This is a genomic window from Robertmurraya mesotrionivorans (assembly GCF_050971805.1).
Classification (GTDB): domain Bacteria; phylum Bacillota; class Bacilli; order Bacillales; family Cytobacillaceae; genus Robertmurraya_A.
Genome location: NZ_JBPCCH010000001.1, coordinates 589,805 through 612,159, shown reverse-complemented (window position 1 = coordinate 612,159; position 22,355 = coordinate 589,805). Strand labels below are relative to the sequence as shown.

Here is a 22,355-nt window from a genome sequence, read left to right as displayed (position 1 = left end):
ACGTTCAAAACTTTCATTTTTAAACGTCTGCAGAACCTCCATCTTCTCCCATCCAGACTATACTGTCGGCTTTGGAATCACACCAAATCCTGCCCAAAAATCAGGCTCGCGGGCTTAGAGTATTACACTCATTACCGCCGGTCGGGAATTACACCCTGCCCCGAAGATAGACCAATATTATATTTTCCACATAATTATAGCTTAGTTCGTTTGAATTGTGAAGAAGTTTGCATTCTGAATGAATTTTTTTTGTCCTTCTTTTGTAATTGTGTTAAATTATTAAAGTATATATACATACGATATTGATTAATTTAAAAGGAGATAATCATGGAAAAAGTTCTTATTTTTGGTCATAAAAATCCTGATACTGACACAATTTGTTCAGCAATCGCTTATGCTGAATTAAAAAAAGCTCTTGGTATGGATGTGGAAGCGGTTCGATTAGGGGAAGTAAGTGGTGAAACACAATTTGCTCTTGATACGTTCAAAGCAGAAGCTCCTAGACTCGTTGAAACAGTTGCTGGTGAAGTTAACAGCGTTATCCTAGTTGACCACAACGAAAGACAACAAAGTGTAGGTGATATTGATCAAGTTCGTGTTCTAGAAGTAATTGACCATCACCGTATTGCAAATTTTGAAACGAGTGATCCACTTTACTACCGCTGTGAACCTGTTGGTTGTACGGCAACTATTCTAAACAAGCTATATAAAGAAAATAATGTTCAAATTCGCCCAGAGATTGCTGGTCTCATGCTTTCTGCAATTATCTCTGATTCATTATTATTCAAGTCCCCTACATGTACGGCGGAGGATGTAGCTGCAGCAAAAGAATTAGCTGAAATTGCTGGTGTAGATGCAGAAAGCTATGGATTGGACATGCTTAAGGCTGGAGCAGATTTAAGCGACAAATCCATTCAGCAGCTTGTATCCCTTGACGCAAAAGAATTCCAAATGGGAGCTAGTAAAGTAGAAATTGCTCAAGTGAATGCAGTAGATATTAACGATGTATACTCAAGACAAGCTGAACTAGAAGAAACGTTATCAAACATCATTTCAGAAAAAGGACTAGACCTCTTCTTATTTGTAGTAACAGACATCTTAACAAATGATTCAACAGCTCTTGCATTAGGAAATGCACGATCAGCTGTTGAAGAAGCATACGGTGTAACATTAGAAAATAACAAAGCCTTGTTAAAAGGTGTTGTATCACGTAAAAAACAAATCGTACCAGTTCTTACAGATCTATTCAATTCAAAAATGTAGTATGATTAGCGCAAACTTTTGAAAGTTTGCGCTTTTTGTTAAAAAATATAACAAATTCGTGACTTTAAAGTATTAAAGCGTTTACATTGTGCGATCTAAACGTTTTAGTCCATTGACAGATAAATGTTCATTTTGTAAAATAATCAGAAAATTGATAATTGGGTAGGTGTTTTGAATGTTTCAAATTTTAGTAGCCGATGCAATAAATGAGGAAGGACTTTCTCCCTTATTAGATTTTAATGAAGGAACTTTAATTCAGAAAAAAATTAATGATCCAGAAGTAAATTTAAAAAAAATTGATGCGCTTCTAGTTCGAAGTGCTACAACTGTTACAAAAGAACTGCTCGAAAAAATGCCTCAATTAAAAATTATTGCACGTGCTGGTGTTGGTGTCGACAACATCGACGTAAATGCGGCTACGAAACGAGGAATCATCGTCGTCAATGCTCCAGATGGAAATACGATTTCTACAGCTGAGCATACTTTTGCCATGATGGCATCCTTAATGAGAAATATCCCACAAGCCCATCAGTCGGTTAAAAATCTTGAGTGGAAACGAAATGCATTTATCGGAACTGAACTTTATGGAAAGACTCTTGGTATCGTTGGTATGGGTCGTATTGGTTCTGAATTAGCTAAAAGAGCAAAAGTGTTCGGCATGAATGTAAAAGTATACGATCCTTTCTTAACCAAAGAGCGTGCAATAAAGCTGGGTGTTTCTCATGGTAGTTTGGATGAAGTATTGGCAGAGGCAGATATTATTACTGTTCACACTCCATTAACCCCAGAAACTAAAGGACTCATTAACGAAGAAACATTAAGTAAAACGAAAAAAGGTGTATACTTCCTTAACTGCGCACGTGGGGGAATTATCGATGAACAAGCTTTAGCGAAGTTCGTTGGCAATGGTCATGTAGCCGGAGCTGCTATCGATGTATTTGAAGTAGAACCACCTGGAGAACATCCGTTATTTAAGTTTGATAATGTGATCGTCACACCGCATTTAGGTGCGTCTACGAAGGAAGCTCAGCTTAATGTTGCTACACAGGTTGCTAAAGAAGTTCGTATGTATTTTGAAGGCAAACCGGTGTTAAACTCTATTAACCTACCAGCAATGTCTAAAGATATTTTTGAAAAGATCAAACCATTCCACCAGTTATCTAAGCAAATCGGAACTATTTTATCACAGTGCATGAAACAGGGAGTAAATGAAATCTCTATTACTTACTCTGGTACAGTAACAGATCTAGAAACATCTTACTTAACAAAAGCGGTCCTTTCTGGATTCTTTAAGAATAGAATAGACGTGAACGTCAATGAAGTAAATGCCTTACTAGCTGCCAAAGAAAGAGGAATTACCGTTGGTGAGAAAATATCAACGAATACTTTTGGGTATGCAAATAGCATTACTGTCACAGCTAAGGCAGAAAACCATCAGTTTACGGTAAGAGGTACCTTTATTGACCATTATGGACCAAGAATTGTGTACTTAAATGACTTTGTAATCGACTTCCTACCTGAAGGAAATATGCTTTATATTCAGCATATGGACCGCCCAGGTGTCGTTGGTAGAGTTGGTAAAATCCTAGGTGATCAAGAGGTAAATATTGCAACGATGCAAGTGGGAAGAAAGCAAGCAGGTGGAGAAGCTATCATGGTATTATCATTTGATAAGCCATTAGACGATCAACAGATAACTACTCTAGCAGCGGTTGAAGATATCGTGTCAATTAATCGAATCAACCTATAAGAAAAGCGCAAGCGCCTTGGTAAGCTCCGACAGACATAAGACGGAGACCGAAAGAGGTCCTGACCTCTGTAGGGCTTTGGCTTATGACCCGAGGAGCTAGGCGCTGGAGCTAGACACAACTCAAAGTTCAAAAACTTATACATTCTTACCTATAAAAAAGATCGGAGGTTTTTTCCTCCGATCTTTTTCCTATCCTAGTGGATGTATTTTACGCTCTCCTTTTGAGAACGTCATAATTTCTTTATATCCTACCTCTTTTGCAAGCACCAACGCCTGATCATAATCAGCACCTACATGCTCTGGAAAATGGGCATCTGATGACAATACGATCGGTATCTTTTTATCGTAACACATCTGCAATAATCGTTTGTCAGGATACAATTCACCAATGGGCTTACGTAACCCCGCTGTGCTAATTTCTACACATGTTTTTGAGTTCGCAAGTGCTGTTGTAGCCTTATCATATTGCTCTAGTAAAAACTCTTCTTCCTTCGGTATGTATTTAAAGATTTTTACTAAATCCAAATGACCAACTATATCAAATAGATTTGATTCCGCTAATGTTACGACCTGTTGAAAGTAATTTCGATAGACTTCATGCAGATCACGCTTTTCCCATTCATGAATATATTCCTTTAAATCAATTCCAAAGTTATCTACCCAATGAATCGAACCAATTACATAATCGAAATCATAGCTCTTAATAAAAGCTTCCATCTCCGCATGTTTTCCAGGAGTGTAGTCCATTTCAATTGACATTTTCACATCAATCTCATGACTCCATGCCTCATGAAATAAATTCACATAGTCTTTCATATCATAGTATCTACGTTCATTTACCCATGGATTCTGAAGAATATCTGCTGTTTGATAGAAATGATAGGCATGCTCAGAAATACCAAATTGCCCGATTCCCTTCGCCTTTGCCTCATCCGTAAATTTCTTTAAATAATCTAACGTTAATGTCCCTGTTTCCAAATGATTATGATAATCTGTTAACATCCAACCAGCCTCTTTTAGAATTTTCTTTCTATTATATACTGATTCAGAGACTCTCGCAATGACAATTCATATTATTCTAATTGCAATACTTGTCTTGGTACTATCATATCATTTTGTAACTGATTCACCTGTTTTAGCTGCTGGACAGACTTACCTGTTTTATGAGCAATGTCTTCAAGTGTATCGCCTTCTTGGACAACATATTTATTTGTATATGATTCGTCGATTGTTAGCGTTTGATTGACAACAATCGTATCGCTAGTAAGATGATTGGCAGACTTAATGGCATTGATACTTATATTGTATTTTTCCGCTATAGATGATAGCGTTTCCCCAGTTTTTACCGTATGGGTAGTGTTTGATTCTACTTTTTCCGCCGACAACACTACGCTCTCAGACTCTTCATCTGCCTGATAAGTTTTTCCGTGTCCTTCATATAGTCTCGTTTTGGCAACTGTCTCTAGTACACTAGAGTCTTCTTCCCTTTTTTGTACCGCTACTTCTTGTCCCACTTTTACTTCACCTAATGCTAACACTGGATTAACAGCATTTCTTTTATCAACAGTCCATTCGTTTAGATGAACTTCAAAGTGCAAGTGGACACCTGACGAGTCACCGGTGCTTCCCATTTCACCAAGCTGTTGCCCTGCTGTTACCGTATCTCCAGCATTCACGAACCTTGCTTTTAAATGAGCATAAACCGTTTCAATATTATTTTGATGTTTAACGAATATAACATGTCCATATGAACCCGAATAATAAGATTTAGTTACGACTCCGCCATCAACGGAGTAAATGGGTGTACCTATCGAAGATGCTATGTCGATCCCTTTGTGGCTTCCTCTTCTTGTTCCGTATGTATCGGTGATCATTCCATCAGCCGGCCAAATCCAGTCAGCGGTCTCCTGGCTAATATTCATACTTGCTTGAGAGTGTTTTCCTCCGAGAAATAGCAATGTGACACATAATGCCATTAAACCCGCAATCAAAAAACGTTTTATGTAGTCTCGCATTTTTTTCCTCCTTGTTATTGTACTCTCCTTTCTCACTCTATGACAGCATGTCTAAAAAAAGACCTCTATCTAAAAAGTACAAATTAGGAAGCAGCCTCCTTTTATATATCCTCACTATTAAATAGCGAGCGATTAATAAAAACACATTTGTTATTATTTGGACGAAGTGTTTTCTTTTATTCATGAAATATAGAAAAAAGATCAGCAACTTGTGCTGATCTCCTCTGTTTTTAGTCGATAGATTTTTTGTTTGCTGCGATTGGCACTTGGATTTCTTCTTGTAATGAAAATCTTCCGACATAATCAATCGGTGGATTACTAAATTTCACTTTTTCATATCCAAAGCTTTTCACTGTCAAAAGAATGGCTTCAATTGATTGTGAGATTTCAGGTGTATCCTCTATGTTTATCCCTTTGTTCCACGTAATGGTTACACTTTTATTGGTTTCATCTATAGCAACTGAATTGATTTGATCGACCAATAATGGTGCTCTTAGGCTATGTGTATCTATATTTGTTTTCATTGCTTCAAAGGCTTCTTCAATTGTTGAATATGATTCTGTATATGGAACAAGGTATGGTTTTGTTGATTCATTATTTGGATAATATAAATAAAATGCGAGATTTGATATCTTTTCTATTGATTGTTCAGTGATAAAATCGTGACCCGTTGACATTCCTTTTTCTGTTTCATTCGTTGTAAAAACTGCTTTTTCTAGATTAAGGTTGAGTAGTAATTGCTGAATGGCGTTTAAAAATGGTATACCAGCAGTTCCATATTGATACGGATGATCAGCCGCAACATTGACATTCAATGTGCTACTATTCGCATCAATCCCTAAATCTGCCTCTAACGGGTAAAAATCATCTAGTCCCCACTCTTGTTCGTCAATGCTTGCCATTACCTCTTCTAATTGAGCCAGTTGATCAATTTGGTCTGATGGTTCAATCAAGAAGCTAACAGGAATAATATTTTGTACTTGGCTGTCTGGAATAGCTAACATAAAAACCTGCATTGCTCCCAAATCCTCAGCATAAACGGCAGTTGTTGGGTCTTCGGTCGCTTGGAATGTAATATCATTCATATCAGTTGAGTTTTCTTCGCTACCAACGTCCATCCTTGATTCATTTTCGGCAGTAGATTCTTCCTTTTTTAACGAAGTATTTTGTTCAGTTACAGCTTCCTCTTGCAGGTTTTTATCTGCTGAATGGTTGGAGCTAGCTCCATCAAACAAATTAAAGGAGAGAATAGCTACTAAAAATACAGCTGCTGCGGTTGCAAACGATGGAATAATCCACGTTTTCCTCGGTCGCTCTTCTAGTTTTTTTGAAATATTTTCGTATATGTTATGAGGATCACGATGATCTTTAAGCTTTGGCATTTCGCGTAACCATTCTTCTAGTTGTTCATCACTTATCTTTTTCATCGATTCCCCTCCTTTTCTAATAGTTGTTGCATTTCCTTTTTAAGAACCTTTAACGCACGGTGTTGAGTTGTTTTTACTTTACTTTCGGTCCAGTTTAAAGCTTCTGCGGTTTCGGCGATTGAAAGCTCCTGAATATACCTCATAATAATTACGATACGCTGATCAATTGTACAATGATCTAAGCATTGGTAAATATATTGATATTCTTCCCTTTGCATCGCAATCTCTTCCGGAATTGGATGCATATCCTTCACTTGCTGCGTTGACCAATCAAATTTCTCAATGATTCTTTGCTTCCATCCTTTTTGCTTCCTGAACGAATCGATCGCAACATTTCTGGCAATAGAGAAAAGCCATGTCTTTTCACTACTTTTTCCTTCAAAGTTTTTATACGCTTTCAGAACTCTTATATATACTTCTTGAGCAAGATCCTCAGCTTGCTCTCGATTCTTCACCATATAAAACAAAAACTGAAATACGTCTTGATGATATTTATCGTACAACTCGTCAAAAATCGAGTTCACCGGGTTCCCCTCCCCGTTCATCTAATTAGTCGTTCTTTATGTATAGAAAGTTACACTTTAAATATATTATCTATCTAAATAAAAAGGAAGGATTTATTTACTTAAATCCTTCCCATCATACACAAATATTCAATAAGGCATGTTTCCCGTGAATCAAGAATTTTCGGCATTCTTTAGCAAATTATCCACTTATTCGAGGAATTTGGAAGCTAAATGTCGTACCGTGGTCTAATTTGCTTTGCACCGTGATATCTCCTTTGTGGGCTTGAATAATATTCCGTGCAATCGCCAATCCTAATCCGGTACCAGATCTCCCTCTTGTTCTTGCTTTATCTGCTTTATAAAAACGCTCGAACACAAACGGGAGATCTTCTTCAGAAATTCCAGAACCAGAATCACTTACTTCCACATGGAAATTTTGATCATCAATTTTTGCTATTAACTTAACCGTTCCACCTTCTGGTGTATGTCGAATCGCATTATCAATGAGATTCGTTAGAACCTGCTCAATACGGTCTGGATCAAACATAATGGTCGAGTATTTTAGATCATGCTCGTAAAGTAGCTGAATTCCCTTTTCTTTTGCAAGCCCTTGAAACTTACGTATGATCCTTTGAACATAGGAGTCGATTTCAACGTGATCATTGGTTAGTTGAATATGTCCAGCCTCCATACGGGCTAGATCTAACAGTTCGTTCACTAGACGACCCATTCTTAGTGATTCATCGTAAATCACTCGTGCCATTTCTTTCTTTTCCTCTGTTGTCTCAGCAATATCATCCACAATCGCCTCACTATATCCCTGAAGCATAGAAATAGGCGTTCGCAGCTCATGTGATACATTCGCAATAAAATCTTTCCTAAGCTTGTCAAGCTGTCTCTCTTCCGTCATATCTCGAACGACAGCCACTGCACCACGTATGAATGTATTGTTATAAAGAGGACTAACAATGACCACCCAATGACGACCTTGAACGGAAAATTCCCCTACTTGTTCCTGTTCCATGTCTACTGCCCATTGAAAAAGCTCCATGACATCCTGCGGAACCGCTTCTGCCTGAACAGATTTTCCTTCTAGTGTAAAATACCAATGCTGTAAAAAGCGTTCGGCAGGGGGGTTTGTGATTAATATTGTTCCATCCCTATTAAACGTAATTACTCCATCAGCCATACTACTTAAAATACTGGATAATTGTTCTTTTTCCTGACTTAAGGCATTCATATTAAACTTTAATTGCCTTCCCATCTGATTGAAAGCAGTTGCTAGCTCTCCTATTTCATCCCTAGTAAGTATAGGAACCTTCGTATCGAACTTTCCTCTTGCCGCCTCTACAACAGCCTCCCTCATTTTTCGTAGCGGGGCTGTGATACGAGTTAATAAGAAGAAAGCAAAGATAGTAGTTAAGATAATCGCAATTCCAGCAGCTAAGAGGATAAACTTCGTTGTTGATTCAGTTGTTTCTTGAAGAGCCTGTAATGATTGAAAAATATAAACGGCCCCGTTTTCTCCGTCTAGATTTCCAATCGGTACTCCAATAATTAAAATACTTGAGTCTCCTTGTGTTTCAGAAAAAGGAATCTCGACTATTTTTTTCGCTATTTCCTGCTGTTCCAAAACTTTGGATAACTCTGTATCTTTTAGAAAGAAACTTACCGGCAGCTCTAGGGATTCTGGGATATCTGGTGAATAGAACAATTCATCCTCATTTTTAATCACCATGGCCCCTGTAACATCGTCTAGTAGCTCCCATGAAATCTGCAAACCAATCTCTAGTTCCTGATCTTCTACAAAATGAGCCATATTCGAAGCGAGATTGGTCAAATTCCCCTCTGTTTCGTTTATATGATAGTTCTCAAAAAACTCTAGTAACAATACCGTTAAGATAAAAAGCACAAATGATACGAGCAGGAGAATAGTGAACCATAGTTTCCCAACAACACTACGCCAAAACATTATTCATTGACTACTTCGAACTTATAGCCAACACCCCATACAGTAACAATCATTCTAGCCGCTTGCTCAGATACTTTGTTTAACTTTTCTCGCAAACGTTTTACATGGGTGTCAACAGTTCGTAAGTCTCCAAAAAACTCGTAATGCCAAACCTCTTTAAGTAATTGTTCACGATCAAACACCTTATCTGGAGATTTAGCTAAGAAATATAATAACTCATACTCTTTTGGTGTAAGGCTCACTTCTTTTCCATCTGCTAAAACACGGTGTGCATCATTATCAATGGTTAAATGAGGGAAAACAATCACATCTTTAGCCGTTGTTTCTGTGTGTAGATAACTCGTGCTAGAAGAACGACGTAGAAGTGCTTTTACTCGTAATACGACTTCTCTTGGGCTAAACGGTTTGACAATATAGTCGTCTGTCCCCACTTCAAATCCTTGGACACGGTTCACTTCTTCGCCTTTAGCCGTAAGCATAATGACAGGAGTCGCCTTCTTTTCACGAAGTTCACGACAAACCTCAATACCATCCTTACCAGGCATCATTAAATCAAGAAGGATGACATCATATTCATTGCTTATCGCCTTCGTCAATGCTTCATTCCCATCTTCTGCTTCATCAATCATATAATTTTCACGCTCTAAGTACATTTTCAATAAACGGCGAATTCTTTCCTCGTCATCTACAACTAGAATCTTAACTTCCTTTTCCATTGGACAATCCCCCTAGCTTTTAATTACGTAAGTGTGTTTAGAAAACAGCCCTCACGAAAAGTGAAGGGCTATCCGAAATCTTTCTTTCTAGGATCCTGCGTAAGAATGAAGCCCTGCAATCACAAGATTGACAGCAACTAAATTAAACATAATAATAATAAATCCAATAACAGCTAACCACGCAGATTTTTCTCCATGCCATCCTTTAGATAGTCGCAGATGTAAAAATGCTGCATAAAAAAGCCAAGTAATGAGTGCCCAAACCTCTTTAGGATCCCAACCCCAAAAACGGGTCCAAGCGATTTGTGCCCAGATCATTGCAAAAACAAGTCCCCCTAATGTAAACACTGGAAACCCGATTAACACTGAACGGTAGCTGATTTCATCTACTAAGTCTAGATTAATATTTTTTGTAAATGGTTTCAATGCTGCCCCAATTCTTTTTCTTAAGACCATACGCAAAAGACCATATAGAAGAAGGCCTGCACCAAATGACCAAATGACCGTATTCAGCTTTTTCGCATTGATAATGCCTGGTACTGATACAAGTGGTTCCATTTTTCCGTCTGTTAGAAGTTCTCCTTGATTTGGACCAACTAGAGCTGGCAAATGATACTCCACTTTCGCTTCATTGTCATTTTTATCAACCCAATTAAATTCTGCTTTATAATCAGCAAAGGAAAATGCTGATACAACGATGACAAATCCCAATGTAGCGATTAATCCATACATAACTACCTCTAACCAGGTAGTACTTTTACTATTTTTTGTTTGATCAATCACTTTTACTAAATAAATTAATGCGGCTCCAAAGCTAACGGCTAAAATAGCTTCACCTAATGCCACAGTTGTTACATGTATATGAAGCCAATCACTTTGTAAAGCCGGAATTAGTGGAGAAATGTCTGTTGGGAACATACTTGCAAAAGCAATCACCAATAAGGCAATTGGCATTGTAAACAATCCTAATAAAGGTGTCTTATAGATGAAATAGATAATGATAAAAGCACCAACTAAACACATTCCAAAAAAAGTTGTAAATTCAAAGAGATTGCTCACAGGAGCATGTCCCGCGATTGACCATCTTGTAAAAAAGAAACCAAGCTGTGCAGCAAATCCAATAATGGAAAGGACGATCCCAAAAGTGGCCCACTTGCTACTATTTTGTTGATGATCTAAGTTTTTCTTTTGCTTAATCGCTCCTCCAAAAAACGGAATAGAAAGTAAGTAAAATATAAACGCAATATATAATAGATTTTCACTAAGAGTGATCAATCTTTTTCCCCCTCATCCACCTGGTTTTCCTTCAATTGGTCCATCGGTTCTTTTATTTCTGTCCCCGCAAGAACCAGCTGTATTTCTTTTTTCAGTCCAAACCAGTTTTTGTTCGTATGTGCTGCTACCCAAACCTCGTCTCCTTTACGCTGAATCCATATGCGACGATGGTTCCAATATGCACCTTGAACCACACCAATCATGAAGATCAACCCACCCAGTCCAATGATCCACAGAGTTAAGTCTTTACGAACGGTGAGTCCAGTCACATCCTTTGTTTCAATTCCATTGAAGGCCATCTTGTATTCATTATCACCTAAAGGTTCAATCGTTTGCTGGATTGCAACGAAACTAACTTCTCCTTCAGGTTTCTCTGGTGAATACATCTTAAATACGAAAGCTGGATTATTTGGAACTCTGGACTTTGTTGTTGGATTCCCATCTTCACCAAATTCAAAGTCTGGAAAGTAACTCATTAGTTCAACTGAGTAACCGTTATCCAGTTCATACATTTTCTCAGGATCGTTCAAATTAATAGTAATATCACCAAAGGTTTCCCCAGTGCTCTTATTTGTTAGTAAGAATGACATTTTAAACAATTCATCAAGTTTATAATTAACTTGATAAAGAGCAAATTTCTCAAACTTTAACGGTTCATTCACTCGAATACTACTAGATTCTACTTCCTCTAGCTCAGGTTCCTCACCTGCTACTGTATTCCCCTTTGTCTTATAAAGTATGACATCAGATTGATAGTTTTTTGCAACCATTCCTGCATTATCTAATGCATCACCAAATGCTTCATTATCGGTTTCCTTGTCATACACCTCTAACTTGAAATCTACATTCTTTAAGTAATATTGCCCATCTGTCTCGGGAATCACTTTTGTTTCCCCTTCTCGTACCCAAAGAATTTCATCTATGTACATTCCTGGGACAAATCTGAGCATACTACCTATGAGAAAGATGATTAAGCCAACGTGATTGACATAAGGTCCCCATCTAGAGAAACGGCCTTTTTCAGCCAAAACATTTCCATTATCTTCACGAATATTATAGCGTTTCTTTTTTAATTGTTCTTTCACTAATTCATAGGATTGGTCACTTACAGCAACAGTTGTCGTTCCAAAGATTCTTTGTCTTTGCAAAAAGCTCTCATGTCGAATGACCCTTTGTTTCTTTAATGCTCTATACAAGGGCACCACGCGGTCAAGACTACAAATAACGAGTGAAACACCAATGGCAGCAATTAATAATAGATACCACCATGAACTATATAAATTATGAAAGCCAAGATCATAATACAATCTACCAAACCAACCGTATTGATCCTCATAATAATCAGCGACAGGCATTATGTTTGGAATATACATCTCTTGAGGTAAAATGGTACCTAACGAAGAAGCAATAAGTGTCACGATAATAAGCCATACCCCTACTTTTACCGATGAGAAAAAGTTCCAAACCTTATCAATCATTGACTTATTATAAGTTTGTGACCTTCTTGCACTACCTTCATACCGCATGTCTATTACTTGTTCTGCTGTAATTTGAGTACCATCCTCAATGATCTTCCCACATGCCTCACAGAGGATGGTGCCATGTGGATTAACATGACCACAATCGCATTTAACTTGATTCATTGCAAAATCTCCTCATACCCTATGGTTTTATCTTCTCCATCATCTCTGTAACATCAGCCTCCGCAATGATCTGACCCGTATGTATTTCTACCACATTTCCTTGTTTATCAATTAAAAACGTGATTGGAAGGGGATCTACTCCATATGCTGTCATTACTTGACTGTCTTTGTCAGTAACAATTGGAAATTGCAAATCATATCGTTTAGAAAAATCAGAAACAGCAACATTAGATTCCCCAACGTTTACTGCAAGAACATGTACACCTTGATCTTTATACACTTCATACTGGCTATTTAAGAACGGCATTTCTTTCTCACATGGCTTGCACCAAGTTGCCCAGAAATTTAAAAGGACACCTTCTCCTTCATAGTCAGAAAGCTTATGTTTTTCTCCATTAAGGTCGGTAAGAACAAAGTCAGGTGCTTTTTTCCCTACCTCGACCTTTTGTACTTCATCCTTAGTAAAATTGGCGTATAGTGTATAGGCAACCGCAGCGCCAAGAAGCAGTAAAATGACCGTTCTGATTAGCAGCCTCTGCTTTTTCATATGGTTCCTCCCCCATTCACAGTCAAAATTGCACAATTTGCTTTATTATATCATTTTTCAACATACCCATATTGTTATCGCTAACAAAAGACTGTGACACTTCTATGAACTTTTTTTATTTTTTTAGTGCAAGTGCACGTAATTGTTTTACTTCATGAGGAGAAAGCTCTCGAGCATCGCCCACTTTTAATCCTTGAAGAGTCAGAAAACCATAACGCTCTCTTTTTAATTTTAGAACAGGATTCCCTACAGCTTCAAACATTCTTCTAACCTGTCTGTTTCTTCCTTCATGGATGGTAATCTCAACAATCGCTGTTTGTTTTTTCTTGTCGACAGTATGCATTTTCACTTTTGCTGGAGCGGTTTTTCCATCCTCTAGACGTACCCCTCTTTCAAGAGCCTTCAACGCTTCCCTTGTAGGAATGCCTTTTACCTTTGCCACATACACTTTATCAATTTGGTTACTTGGATGCATAAGTGTATTAGCAAATTCGCCATCATTCGTTAGAATTAATAGACCAGATGTATCATAATCTAACCTTCCAACTGGATAAATTCGTTGTTCAATCATCGGGAAGAAATCTGTTACTACTTTTCTCCCTTTATCATCGTTAACACTGGAGATAACTCCCCTAGGTTTATAAAGCATAAAGTAGATCGGCTCTTCCCTTTCTAGAGGAATTCCATCAACTTCTACTTTATCTGAGGAAGAAACCTTTATTCCTAGCTCCTTTACAACCTTCCCATTCACTCGAACATGTCCTTCTTCAATTAATTGTTCTGCTTTTCTTCTTGACGCAATCCCTGCGTGTGCAATTACTTTCTGTAATCTTTCCATCTATGTCACCTCATAATGTGTGTTTCCTGTAGTGTTTACTCCTCTAGCATTATGACATATATTTTCATGATTTCAAAGTAACCTGTACGAAATAACAATTGTAAAAAAAGATACTCCCCACATAATGTGAAGAGTATCCTCTATTAATTAATACCCAAATACGATTGTAACTACCACAATAGCAGCGATAATTCCTACTAAATCAGCGAGAAGCCCAACTTTTAGGGCATCCCCCATTTTTTTTATTCCAACAGCACCAAAGTAGACAGTTAACACATAGAAGGTAGTATCTGTACTTCCTTGTAAAGTGGCGGCTAGTCTTCCAATATACGAGTCTGGTCCATGCTGTGCCATTAAATCACTCGTCATCCCCAGTGCGGCTGTTCCAGAGATTGGCCGAATAATGGCTAGCGGCACTATCTCAGGAGGTACACCGATTGCTTCAAGGACCGGTTTTAGAAATCCCATAAAATACTCCAACGCACCTGATGCACGAAAAACGGAAATAGCTACAAGCATTCCAACTAAAAAGGGAATGATTGATACGGCTATCTTTATTCCTTCTTTCCCGCCTTCAACAAAGCTTTCATATGTAGGAACTTGTTTATACGTTCCATATAATAGAATAACAGCAATCAATACGGGAATAAACCATAATGAAATAGCTGTAACAATACCCATTTTCTACATCATCCTTTACGGCTTCTTCGGTAGTAATAAAAACGATCAATGAGGATTGCACCTATGGAGGAACAGATAGTTGCAATCAAGGTTGGACCGACTATATCCGTAGGAGAGGCTGAATTATAATTCATCCGAATAGCGATTACCGTCGTTGGAATGAGCGTGATACTTGAAGTATTAATGGCCAGAAATGTAATCATGGAGCGGCTTGCTTCATTTTTACCTCCATTTATTTTTTTCATTTCTTCCATTGCTTTAATACCAAGAGGAGTAGCTGCATTTCCTAGTCCAAACATATTTGCCATCATATTTGAAAGGATATATCCCATTGCTGGATGATTATGAGGTATTTCTGGAAATAGTCTAGTAACTATCGGCTTAAATAAATTTGATAATTTATTTAGTAGTCCTGCATCTTCCGCTATCCTCATCATTCCAAGCCAGAACACAAGAATACTAATGAGACCAATACATAGTGTAACTGCTTCCTTGGCTCCACTAAATATAGCTTCGTTTACCTCAGACATCGTTCCATTAACCATTGCAAATACAATTCCAATTACGGTTAAGCAAACCCATATAATATTAACCATGAGCTTTCACGCCTATCATCGTAGTAAATACTTTCTTAAAAGATTCAAAAAAGCTCGTTTCTTCTTTTTCATTATTATAATAAATTGGCATCGTTTTGATTGGCTTATCATCAAAGGTAATGATTACTTCCCCTATTACTTCAGGAATATTTCTTTCTCCCTTAAGTTGTTTTAATTTATACTCAAGCTCAAATTCATCTTTTTCTGTTTCTAATACAGGGTACTGAAAGTCGTGTTTCACTACAGCCTTATTTTTATACTTGTCTGATTCAATTCCAGAGATGAACCCCTTTTCAACAACTTGTACCATTTCATACGTCTTAAAAGCTGTTTCGAACATATTAATATGATCATTCCAATCGTCTGGCCCGTTCAATGTAACAGCTATTAAATCCATTCCATCTTTCGTAGCAGTGGACACTAATGTTCTTTTTGCTAGCTTTGTAAAGCCCGTTTTTCCACCTGTACTATAGTCATATAACTCTGTTAGCAAACGATTCTTGTTACGCCATACCCGGTCCCAGCTTTCTGTAGGGTTAGGGGCTCTGTGTACTTCCGTTCCTGCAATCAATTTATAAGTATCATTCATCATTGCATATCTTGTTAAAATAGCCATGTCATATGCTGTGGAATAATGATCATTTGAATCATCTAAGCCATGTGGATTGGTAAAATGAGAATGTAACATTCCGATTTCATCTGCTTTTTGATTCATTAAGAACGCAAACCCCTCCACACTGCCTCCAATATACTCAGCAATCGCAACCGCAGCGTCATTGCCAGAGCGAAGCATTAAACCGTACACTAAATCTTCTAGCTTGATTTCTTCGTTCTCTTTCAGATATAAGGAAGACCCTTCTGCTCTAGTCGCATTTTTACTGACTTTTACCATCTCATTTAGTTTTCCTGACTCGATGGCAAGGACTGCTGTCATTATCTTTGTGATACTGGCGATTCGCCTTTTTTCATGTGCACCCTTTTCAAATAATACTCTCCCTGAGCTTTGTTCAATCAGAACAGCATATTGTGAGCTAACATTGATATTTGTGTTAGCACTCACTGGAATATGAAAAAGAATCAAAAAGGTGATTATTATTAACACAAATACCTTTTTACTTCTAGCCATTCTTCAACCCTCGTCTCCTAGTTATGTTTGTACAAGTTTATGCGTGATAAAAATGAATATGCCAAAAAGAGTCCACCAGCATAAAAGCGATGGACTCTTCCATTTATAATAGTTTCCATTTAATTTGTGATGCTTGTGAAAGTCTCTCCTCCACTTTTCTCCAATTCACTACGTTCCACCAATTGGAGACGTAATCAGCTCGATTATTGTTATATTGCAAATAATATGCGTGTTCCCATACATCTAACGGCAGGAGTGGAATGGTATCCCATTGCGTCAAATTCATATGTTTTTCTGATTGAAGGATTTCTAGATGGCGTGCTCTTGGTGACCAAACTAAAATGGCCCATCCACTTCCTTCTACTGCTTTTGCTGCTTCTGTAAAATGCTTTTTAAAAGCATTAAAATTGCCAAAATATTTGTTGATTTCCTCAAGTAGCTTCCCTGTCGGCTGACCCCCACCATTCGGCTTCATCGTTTCCCAAAAGAGACTGTGTAAGTAATGTCCTGATCCATGGAAGGCTAGCTCTCTTGACCAATGCTTTACTAACGAATAATCACTCTTTTCTCGAGCTTCCTTAAGCTTGATCTCCGCTTTATTCAACCCATCAACATAGGATTGATGATGCTTACTATGATGTAATTCCATAATCTTTTCCGAAATATAAGGTTCCAATGCATCATACCTGTAAGGTAGTTTTGGCAAAATATGCTCTCCTGCTTTTAAAGAAGGTTCCTGCAAATAAATAGATCCTATCTGTTGCCTCTTTGAAAAATATGCCTCCATTTCATCATGTAATTCTTCAACCTTTTCTTGAACAGTCGTAAATTCTTCCTGAGTTAAATCTCCGCTCCGCGTAATATGATCCATAATTTCACTAAAATGATCAAGCTTACCCCATAATCCATCTTCTTCTGGAACATGCTCTTGCTCTAGAAATCGTTTAAGCTCTTCGTTGTAGCTGATAACGTCCTTAACATACTGTTCAAACCGATTCATTATCATCACCTCAGAACTATTGGGTTTACCTTAAAGCATATGAGGGAATGGGCCGGTTGACACCATTAATAATAAATGTACAAAAAAATAACGACCTATTGGTCGTTATTTCGATTGTGTCATTTTTGTTCGATAATCTGTTTCGTAGTACTCTAACTCTTCACGGATCTTCTGGAATTCCCCTTCAAACCCTTTTAGCAGCTGAAGAACACTGTCAGGAACGTCTACTTGAAATTTGATTGAGTTTTTACCCGTATATGCCGATCGGCTATCTTCATACCATACATCATTTTTTGGTGAGAAAAATTCTTCAATACATTTATGATAAATACTATAAAGCGTCTTTTCAGCTGCTCCTTTTGGAAAAGACTCTGACTGTAAAATCACCGCACAAGCATCTAATCCCTCTTCACAATATACAAGCAGCTTTCTTAAATTACCTAAGATTCGTTTATAGTATTCTTTGTCGCCTTGTTTTTCTGACAATAGTCCATCAATCGTTGTACTGTTTAAGAAAGACTCTAAACCAGTTACTGTATTTGTTAAAAAAGACTTTACGTCCATTACTTGAACTTTCACCATTGAATTACCCACTGTCTACACCCCTGCCCTTTGTAATAACTCTGAATGTTTGGTTTATTGGATAACTAATTTTATGCTTGCACCGTAAATTCCAACAGAGAAGGAAGCTGGCAAGCCTGATTACTTTTTACCTTTTTAACAACTTCAATAATCTTATCAAAATCAATGTCTTGAAAATAAGCAGCAAATTCATTCTGATTATTGATATACACTCTTTTTCGATGTCTAAAACCTGGATTTTTAATTAATAATACGAGAGCAACTATTTCCATTAAATGAACTTCTAGCCCATCCTCTTGAAAGATTGGATTCGCTGAAAATGGAGTGAACTCATTCAACTTTTCCTCAAAAAAACGGACATAAAGAACTGCTAGCGTTTTCTCCGTATTCTCTTCTACAAAAGTCACTTCGCTTCGGTTGAAAAAATCCTCCGAAGTGTTAGATTTTTCTTTTTCCAGCTCATACCCTACACAGCTTTTAATTAACACGTTCATACATCCCTTTCTTACCTCCTAATGAGGCAGGTGCAAATTGTGTTAAAAATGCCCCTAAATAGAAGCATTTCCCTGAAAATTAATTATATTTTATCACAAATAATGAATATATGCGTAAGAAAACTTATGATTCCAGATTTTCTTGAAATTTCTCAAAAAACAAGTCCGCTTCTTCTTGCACAAACTCATCATCCACTTTCTCTGGCAATGGAGGCAGCTCCTCTAAACTCCTTAAACCAAAATAATCTAAGAATTCTTTTGTTGTACCATAAAGAATTGCCCTACCGGTTCCTTCCGCTCTCCCAACTTCCTTTACAAGCACTTTTCCAACCAGTGTTTGTAGTGGTCGCTCGGTCTTTACTCCTCTTATTTCTTCTATTTCTGCTCTGGTGATTGGCTGTTTATAAGCGATGATAGCCAGCGTCTCTAATGCAGCCTGTGAGAGCGTTGATGTACTTGGTGATTCAACCAGTTTCTTTAAGTAAACGGAATTCTCCTTCTTTGTTGCGAGCTGATAGGTACCAGCCAGTTGAACAACCGCTATTCCTCGATTTTCATTTTTAGAAAGCTCATCCATTAAATCCCTGACAATTCGTTCCGCTTCGACCTCTTCGATTTCAAGGACCGTTGAAATTTGCTTAATTGTTAAGCCTTCATCCCCTGCTGCAAACAAGAGACTTTCCACTATTCCATTCCAATTAATAATATCCAATGACAATGTTATACTCCCTTCGCAATGACAAAAATCTCAGAAAAATTACTTTCTTGCTCTACAAATATTTCTTTCCTTTTCATTAGCTCTAGTATAGAAAGAAAAGTTACGACAATATGATCCTTCTCCTGGATTGGGAATAAATCATAAAAGCTAATTCTTCCCTTCACTTTTCGTAGCTTACCCATGATTTCATCCATTCGTTTTTCAATAGGAATTTCTTGTCTTGCAATCTTAGTAGATAACGGTTTTTGAAGCCTTTTTCTTCGCAAGAGCTTTTGAAAAGCACCCAGCATATCGTACAACGACACGTCCAGATGTCGTCTATCTATTTCCTCCTCTTTCGAATAATCCGAAAGATCGCTAGGGGGCTTCGTGAACATTAGTCCTCTCTCCTGCTCCAAAGCCTTTAAATCGTCAGCTGCTTCTTTATATTTTTTGTATTCCATTAGTTTTTCAATTAATTCTTCTCTCGGGTCTTCTTCGTAACCAAATTCCATATCATCTTCAAGCTCTTCCTCATGCTTTGGAAGTAGCATCTTACTTTTAATGGCTAGCAAAGTGGCTGCCATGACCAAATACTCACTTGCTACATCTAGTTGTAGCTCCTTCATTGTGTGGATATATAGTAAATATTGCTCTGTAATTTGTGCTACTGGTATATCATAAATATCAATTTCTAGTCGATTAATGAGGTGCAGTAATAAATCTAACGGTCCCTCAAATGCATCGATCTTCACATTATAGTGCATAATCCCACCAAAATTTCTTTCTTAATTTCTTAAAATAACTATACTTAGTATAGAGGAAAGATTGCGTTAATCCAAGATTCTTTCTGAAAGTTTGTTCCTATTTCTTCATGCAAGCAACGTGAAAAGCGTATAGATAGAAAACATGGTAAAATTAAGTATGAAAGGAGCGTATCTATGTTTACAACAGATTTCATTAATTACTTAGTTCATTTTCATAGTGACAGAGATTATTTTGAATGTCATGAGATTCTAGAAGAACACTGGAAGGATGTAGATGCGCGTAATAAGGAATCTATTTTAGTTGGATGGATTCAACTAGCAGTCAGTCAATATCACCACCGTCGAGGAAATTTTGCTGGAGCTTTGCGCACGATACAAAAAGCATTATCGATACTAACCGTCCATAAACAGTCAATCAAAGAGTACGGTATTGATGAGGATAAGCTACTTGAGGCCATTTTAAGAAAAAAAGAAGAGATTGAGTTTACACTTCCTTATAAAAGCATGCACCTTCCTATAAACGATGCCTCATTATTAAGCACTTGCGAGCGTCAAGCCGAAAAAGCTGGTCTAATTTGGGGTGTTGATAGCAATTTAACAAACAGTGAAATTATTCATCGACACTCGATGAGAGATCGTTCAGAGGTCATCAAGAGCAGATTACACGCATTAAAACAAAAAAAAGGAAGCAGTGACTAATCACTGTTTCCTTTTTCTATTTATGATAAAAGAGAGTCGCACTTTTCAAAGAAAGCTGAAGTTTCTTCATTAGCTCGTATCTCTTTTCCAGGGAAAAACTCTTTTAATGCCTTTATCATCGTTTTTCCAATTCCTTGGTGCCGATGCGAAGGATTCACTGAAATATGTTGAATTTCTAGCATGTCCTCTGACACTGTCGTTACCCCAATTAAACCGATAATATCTTCTTCTTTCCAAAGAAACAATTGCCAGTCCTCAGATTGGTCATACTGCTTCATTGTTTGCTGTAGCTTTTTCAGGTCTTTTTCATTAGGCATAAATGACAGTAAGCCCATCGCAATCTTTTCAAAAGCTTTTTTGTAGCGAATTAACATAAGTGATCCCTCATCATATCCTGAGCTTTTAAGGAGTTAAATTTCCTTTAAATACATTTGTATTATATGTCAATTATTTCTATTTGTTTCAATGTATATTCCTCAATACGATATTATCATACAAGATTCTCTACATTTCTTCAATGTATTTTCAAATTCAACAACTTTTGGATCATAAAGTGAGTCTTTTTTCTTTACAGCCCTGGTGATAAGAATAACCAATAATACGCGCCCCAAATGAGCGAAATAAGTAAAATGAAAATAAATAAAAGCGCATTATTTTTTTTCACAAATACCTCCAAAAGATCTATGTAATGTAAAAAGCTGTCCCAATCGCGACAGCTCTCTAAATTAGCTTTTTACTCGCTGTACAAATGGCAAATCTTGTTTAATAATATCTTCAAACGTCTCCCTACGAACAACTAATACCGCTTTTCCATTTTCAACAAAGACAACTGGTGGCCTTGGAATACGATTGTAGTTGTTTGCCATCGAATAACCGTAAGCCCCGGTACAGAAAACGGCTAGAAGATCGTCACTGTCCGTCTTCGGTAACGGTAAATCCCAAATCAGCATATCTCCCGATTCACAGCATTTCCCTGCAATAGAAACCGTCTCTTCGACTGGCTGAAGTGGTTTGTTCGCTAGGATCGCTTCATATTTTGCCTCATACAATGCAGGACGAATATTATCACTCATTCCACCATCTACGGCTAAATATTTACGAACATTGGGAACATCCTTTTTTGAACCAATTTTATAAAGTGTGGTCCCCGCATCACCAACAAGGGAACGACCTGGCTCAATCCAAATTTCTGGCATTGCCATTGAGAACTCCCCGGCCTGCTGCTTTACTTCTTCAATAATCTCTTTTACATATTGCGAAGCAGGAATTGGCTCGTCTTCACTCGTATAACGAATACCGAAGCCACCACCTAAATTTAGTACCTTTGATTCAAAAGAAAACATTTCTTTCCACTCATGAAGCTTAGAAAATATTTTTCTTGCTGCTAACAAAAATCCAGTTGTTTCAAATATTTGTGAACCGATATGACAATGCACTCCAAGTAGGTCTAAATACTCAGATTCCATAGCCTTTTGCAGCGCCTCTGCCGCTTGTCCATTTTGTAGATCAAAACCAAATTTCGAGTCTTCTTGGCCCGTTAGAATATAGTCATGTGTATGAGCTTCAATCCCTGGTGTGACTCGAAGCAAAATAGAGACAGATTGCTTTCTCTCCGCACAGATGGAATCTAATAGTTCTAATTCATAAAAGTTATCAACAACAATACAGCCGATTTGATAGTTTAATGCCATTTCAAGTTCTTCACGACTTTTGTTGTTTCCATGAAAATGAATTCGCTCCACAGGGAATTCAGCTGCTATT

23 protein-coding genes and 1 riboswitch are annotated in these 22,355 nt (G+C 37.5%); of the genes, 3 read left to right on the top strand and 20 right to left on the bottom strand.

Annotated elements, in window-relative coordinates; all coding sequences use genetic code 11:
• Positions 1-36 precede the first annotated feature (36 nt).
• Positions 37-172: riboswitch (FMN riboswitch) on the bottom strand.
• Between the two features lie 155 nt (positions 173-327).
• Positions 328-1,263, top strand: coding sequence for a manganese-dependent inorganic pyrophosphatase (locus ACRX5O_RS03085; RefSeq protein ID WP_433904561.1), 936 nt, complete (start codon positions 328-330; stop codon positions 1,261-1,263).
• A 175-nt stretch (positions 1,264-1,438) separates the two neighbouring features.
• The gene (gene serA, locus ACRX5O_RS03080; protein ID WP_433904560.1) at positions 1,439-3,013 is read left to right on the top strand and encodes a phosphoglycerate dehydrogenase; all 1,575 of its coding nucleotides are present in this window, start codon (positions 1,439-1,441) and stop codon (positions 3,011-3,013) included.
• A gap of 189 nt (positions 3,014-3,202) precedes the next feature.
• Here the strand turns inward: serA and ACRX5O_RS03075 are convergent, their stop codons facing one another.
• The 18 genes from ACRX5O_RS03075 to ACRX5O_RS02990 all read right to left on the bottom strand — a co-directional run bounded on the left by ACRX5O_RS03075 (position 3,203) and on the right by ACRX5O_RS02990 (position 19,895).
• Positions 3,203-4,015 (bottom strand): histidinol-phosphatase, encoded by an 813-nt coding sequence (locus ACRX5O_RS03075; RefSeq protein ID WP_433904559.1) that lies wholly within the window; start codon positions 4,013-4,015, stop codon positions 3,203-3,205.
• 71 nt (positions 4,016-4,086) lie between these two features.
• A complete protein-coding gene (locus ACRX5O_RS03070; protein WP_433904558.1) occupies positions 4,087-5,028 on the bottom strand; it encodes a peptidoglycan DD-metalloendopeptidase family protein in 942 nt (313 codons plus the stop codon).
• A 230-nt stretch (positions 5,029-5,258) separates the two neighbouring features.
• Positions 5,259-6,455 (bottom strand): hypothetical protein, encoded by a 1,197-nt coding sequence (locus ACRX5O_RS03065; protein WP_433904557.1) that lies wholly within the window; start codon positions 6,453-6,455, stop codon positions 5,259-5,261.
• Positions 6,452-6,979: an RNA polymerase sigma factor SigX gene (gene sigX / locus ACRX5O_RS03060; protein ID WP_391557932.1), complete on the bottom strand. Its 528-nt coding sequence runs from the start codon at positions 6,977-6,979 to the stop codon at positions 6,452-6,454. Before sigX ends, ACRX5O_RS03065 begins: the two co-directional genes overlap by 4 nt.
• 181 nt (positions 6,980-7,160) lie before the next feature.
• Entirely contained in the window at positions 7,161-8,936 is a 1,776-nt protein-coding gene (locus ACRX5O_RS03055; RefSeq protein WP_433904760.1) for an ATP-binding protein, read from the bottom strand.
• On the bottom strand, positions 8,933-9,649 hold the full coding sequence (locus ACRX5O_RS03050; protein ID WP_433904556.1) for a response regulator transcription factor: 717 nt from the start codon (positions 9,647-9,649) through the stop codon (positions 8,933-8,935). The genes ACRX5O_RS03055 and ACRX5O_RS03050 overlap by 4 nt, the downstream gene beginning before the upstream one ends.
• Before the next feature lie 87 nt (positions 9,650-9,736).
• Positions 9,737-10,924: a c-type cytochrome biogenesis protein CcsB gene (gene ccsB / locus ACRX5O_RS03045; protein WP_433904555.1), complete on the bottom strand. Its 1,188-nt coding sequence runs from the start codon at positions 10,922-10,924 to the stop codon at positions 9,737-9,739.
• The gene (resB, locus tag ACRX5O_RS03040) at positions 10,921-12,567 is read right to left on the bottom strand and encodes a cytochrome c biogenesis protein ResB (protein ID WP_433904554.1); all 1,647 of its coding nucleotides are present in this window, start codon (positions 12,565-12,567) and stop codon (positions 10,921-10,923) included. The genes ccsB and resB overlap by 4 nt, the downstream gene beginning before the upstream one ends.
• Before the next feature lie 19 nt (positions 12,568-12,586).
• A complete protein-coding gene (resA, locus tag ACRX5O_RS03035; RefSeq protein ID WP_433904553.1) occupies positions 12,587-13,114 on the bottom strand; it encodes a thiol-disulfide oxidoreductase ResA in 528 nt (175 codons plus the stop codon).
• 115 nt (positions 13,115-13,229) lie between these two features.
• On the bottom strand, positions 13,230-13,952 hold the full coding sequence (rluB, locus tag ACRX5O_RS03030; RefSeq protein ID WP_433904552.1) for a 23S rRNA pseudouridine(2605) synthase RluB: 723 nt from the start codon (positions 13,950-13,952) through the stop codon (positions 13,230-13,232).
• A 147-nt stretch (positions 13,953-14,099) separates the two neighbouring features.
• Positions 14,100-14,633, bottom strand: a complete 534-nt coding sequence (locus tag ACRX5O_RS03025; protein ID WP_433904551.1) for a spore maturation protein — start codon at positions 14,631-14,633, stop codon at positions 14,100-14,102.
• 8 nt (positions 14,634-14,641) lie between these two features.
• On the bottom strand, positions 14,642-15,229 hold the full coding sequence (locus tag ACRX5O_RS03020) for a nucleoside recognition domain-containing protein (RefSeq protein ID WP_433904550.1): 588 nt from the start codon (positions 15,227-15,229) through the stop codon (positions 14,642-14,644).
• Positions 15,222-16,355 (bottom strand): D-alanyl-D-alanine carboxypeptidase family protein, encoded by a 1,134-nt coding sequence (locus tag ACRX5O_RS03015; RefSeq protein ID WP_433904549.1) that lies wholly within the window; start codon positions 16,353-16,355, stop codon positions 15,222-15,224. The genes ACRX5O_RS03020 and ACRX5O_RS03015 overlap by 8 nt, the downstream gene beginning before the upstream one ends.
• Before the next feature lie 103 nt (positions 16,356-16,458).
• Positions 16,459-17,355 carry a superoxide dismutase gene (locus tag ACRX5O_RS03010; RefSeq protein ID WP_433904548.1) on the bottom strand — a complete coding sequence of 299 codons (897 nt, stop codon included), beginning with the start codon at positions 17,353-17,355 and terminating at the stop codon, positions 16,459-16,461.
• 105 nt (positions 17,356-17,460) lie between these two features.
• Positions 17,461-17,949, bottom strand: coding sequence for a YpuI family protein (locus tag ACRX5O_RS03005; protein WP_433904547.1), 489 nt, complete (start codon positions 17,947-17,949; stop codon positions 17,461-17,463).
• A gap of 59 nt (positions 17,950-18,008) precedes the next feature.
• A complete protein-coding gene (locus tag ACRX5O_RS03000) occupies positions 18,009-18,431 on the bottom strand; it encodes a hypothetical protein (RefSeq protein WP_433904546.1) in 423 nt (140 codons plus the stop codon).
• Between the two features lie 124 nt (positions 18,432-18,555).
• On the bottom strand, positions 18,556-19,143 hold the full coding sequence (gene scpB, locus ACRX5O_RS02995; protein WP_433904759.1) for an SMC-Scp complex subunit ScpB: 588 nt from the start codon (positions 19,141-19,143) through the stop codon (positions 18,556-18,558).
• An 8-nt stretch (positions 19,144-19,151) separates the two neighbouring features.
• Positions 19,152-19,895 (bottom strand): segregation/condensation protein A, encoded by a 744-nt coding sequence (locus ACRX5O_RS02990; RefSeq protein ID WP_433904545.1) that lies wholly within the window; start codon positions 19,893-19,895, stop codon positions 19,152-19,154.
• A gap of 174 nt (positions 19,896-20,069) precedes the next feature.
• On the opposite strand from ACRX5O_RS02990, the gene ACRX5O_RS02985 reads away from it, so the two are divergent.
• Positions 20,070-20,594, top strand: coding sequence for a DUF309 domain-containing protein (locus ACRX5O_RS02985; protein ID WP_433904544.1), 525 nt, complete (start codon positions 20,070-20,072; stop codon positions 20,592-20,594).
• A gap of 20 nt (positions 20,595-20,614) precedes the next feature.
• On the opposite strand, the gene ACRX5O_RS02980 is transcribed toward ACRX5O_RS02985, so the two are convergent.
• Entirely contained in the window at positions 20,615-20,968 is a 354-nt protein-coding gene (locus ACRX5O_RS02980) for a GNAT family N-acetyltransferase (RefSeq protein WP_119708997.1), read from the bottom strand.
• A gap of 351 nt (positions 20,969-21,319) precedes the next feature.
• A partial coding sequence (gene lysA, locus ACRX5O_RS02975; RefSeq protein WP_433904543.1) for a diaminopimelate decarboxylase occupies positions 21,320-22,355 on the bottom strand: 1,036 nt, incomplete at its 5' end.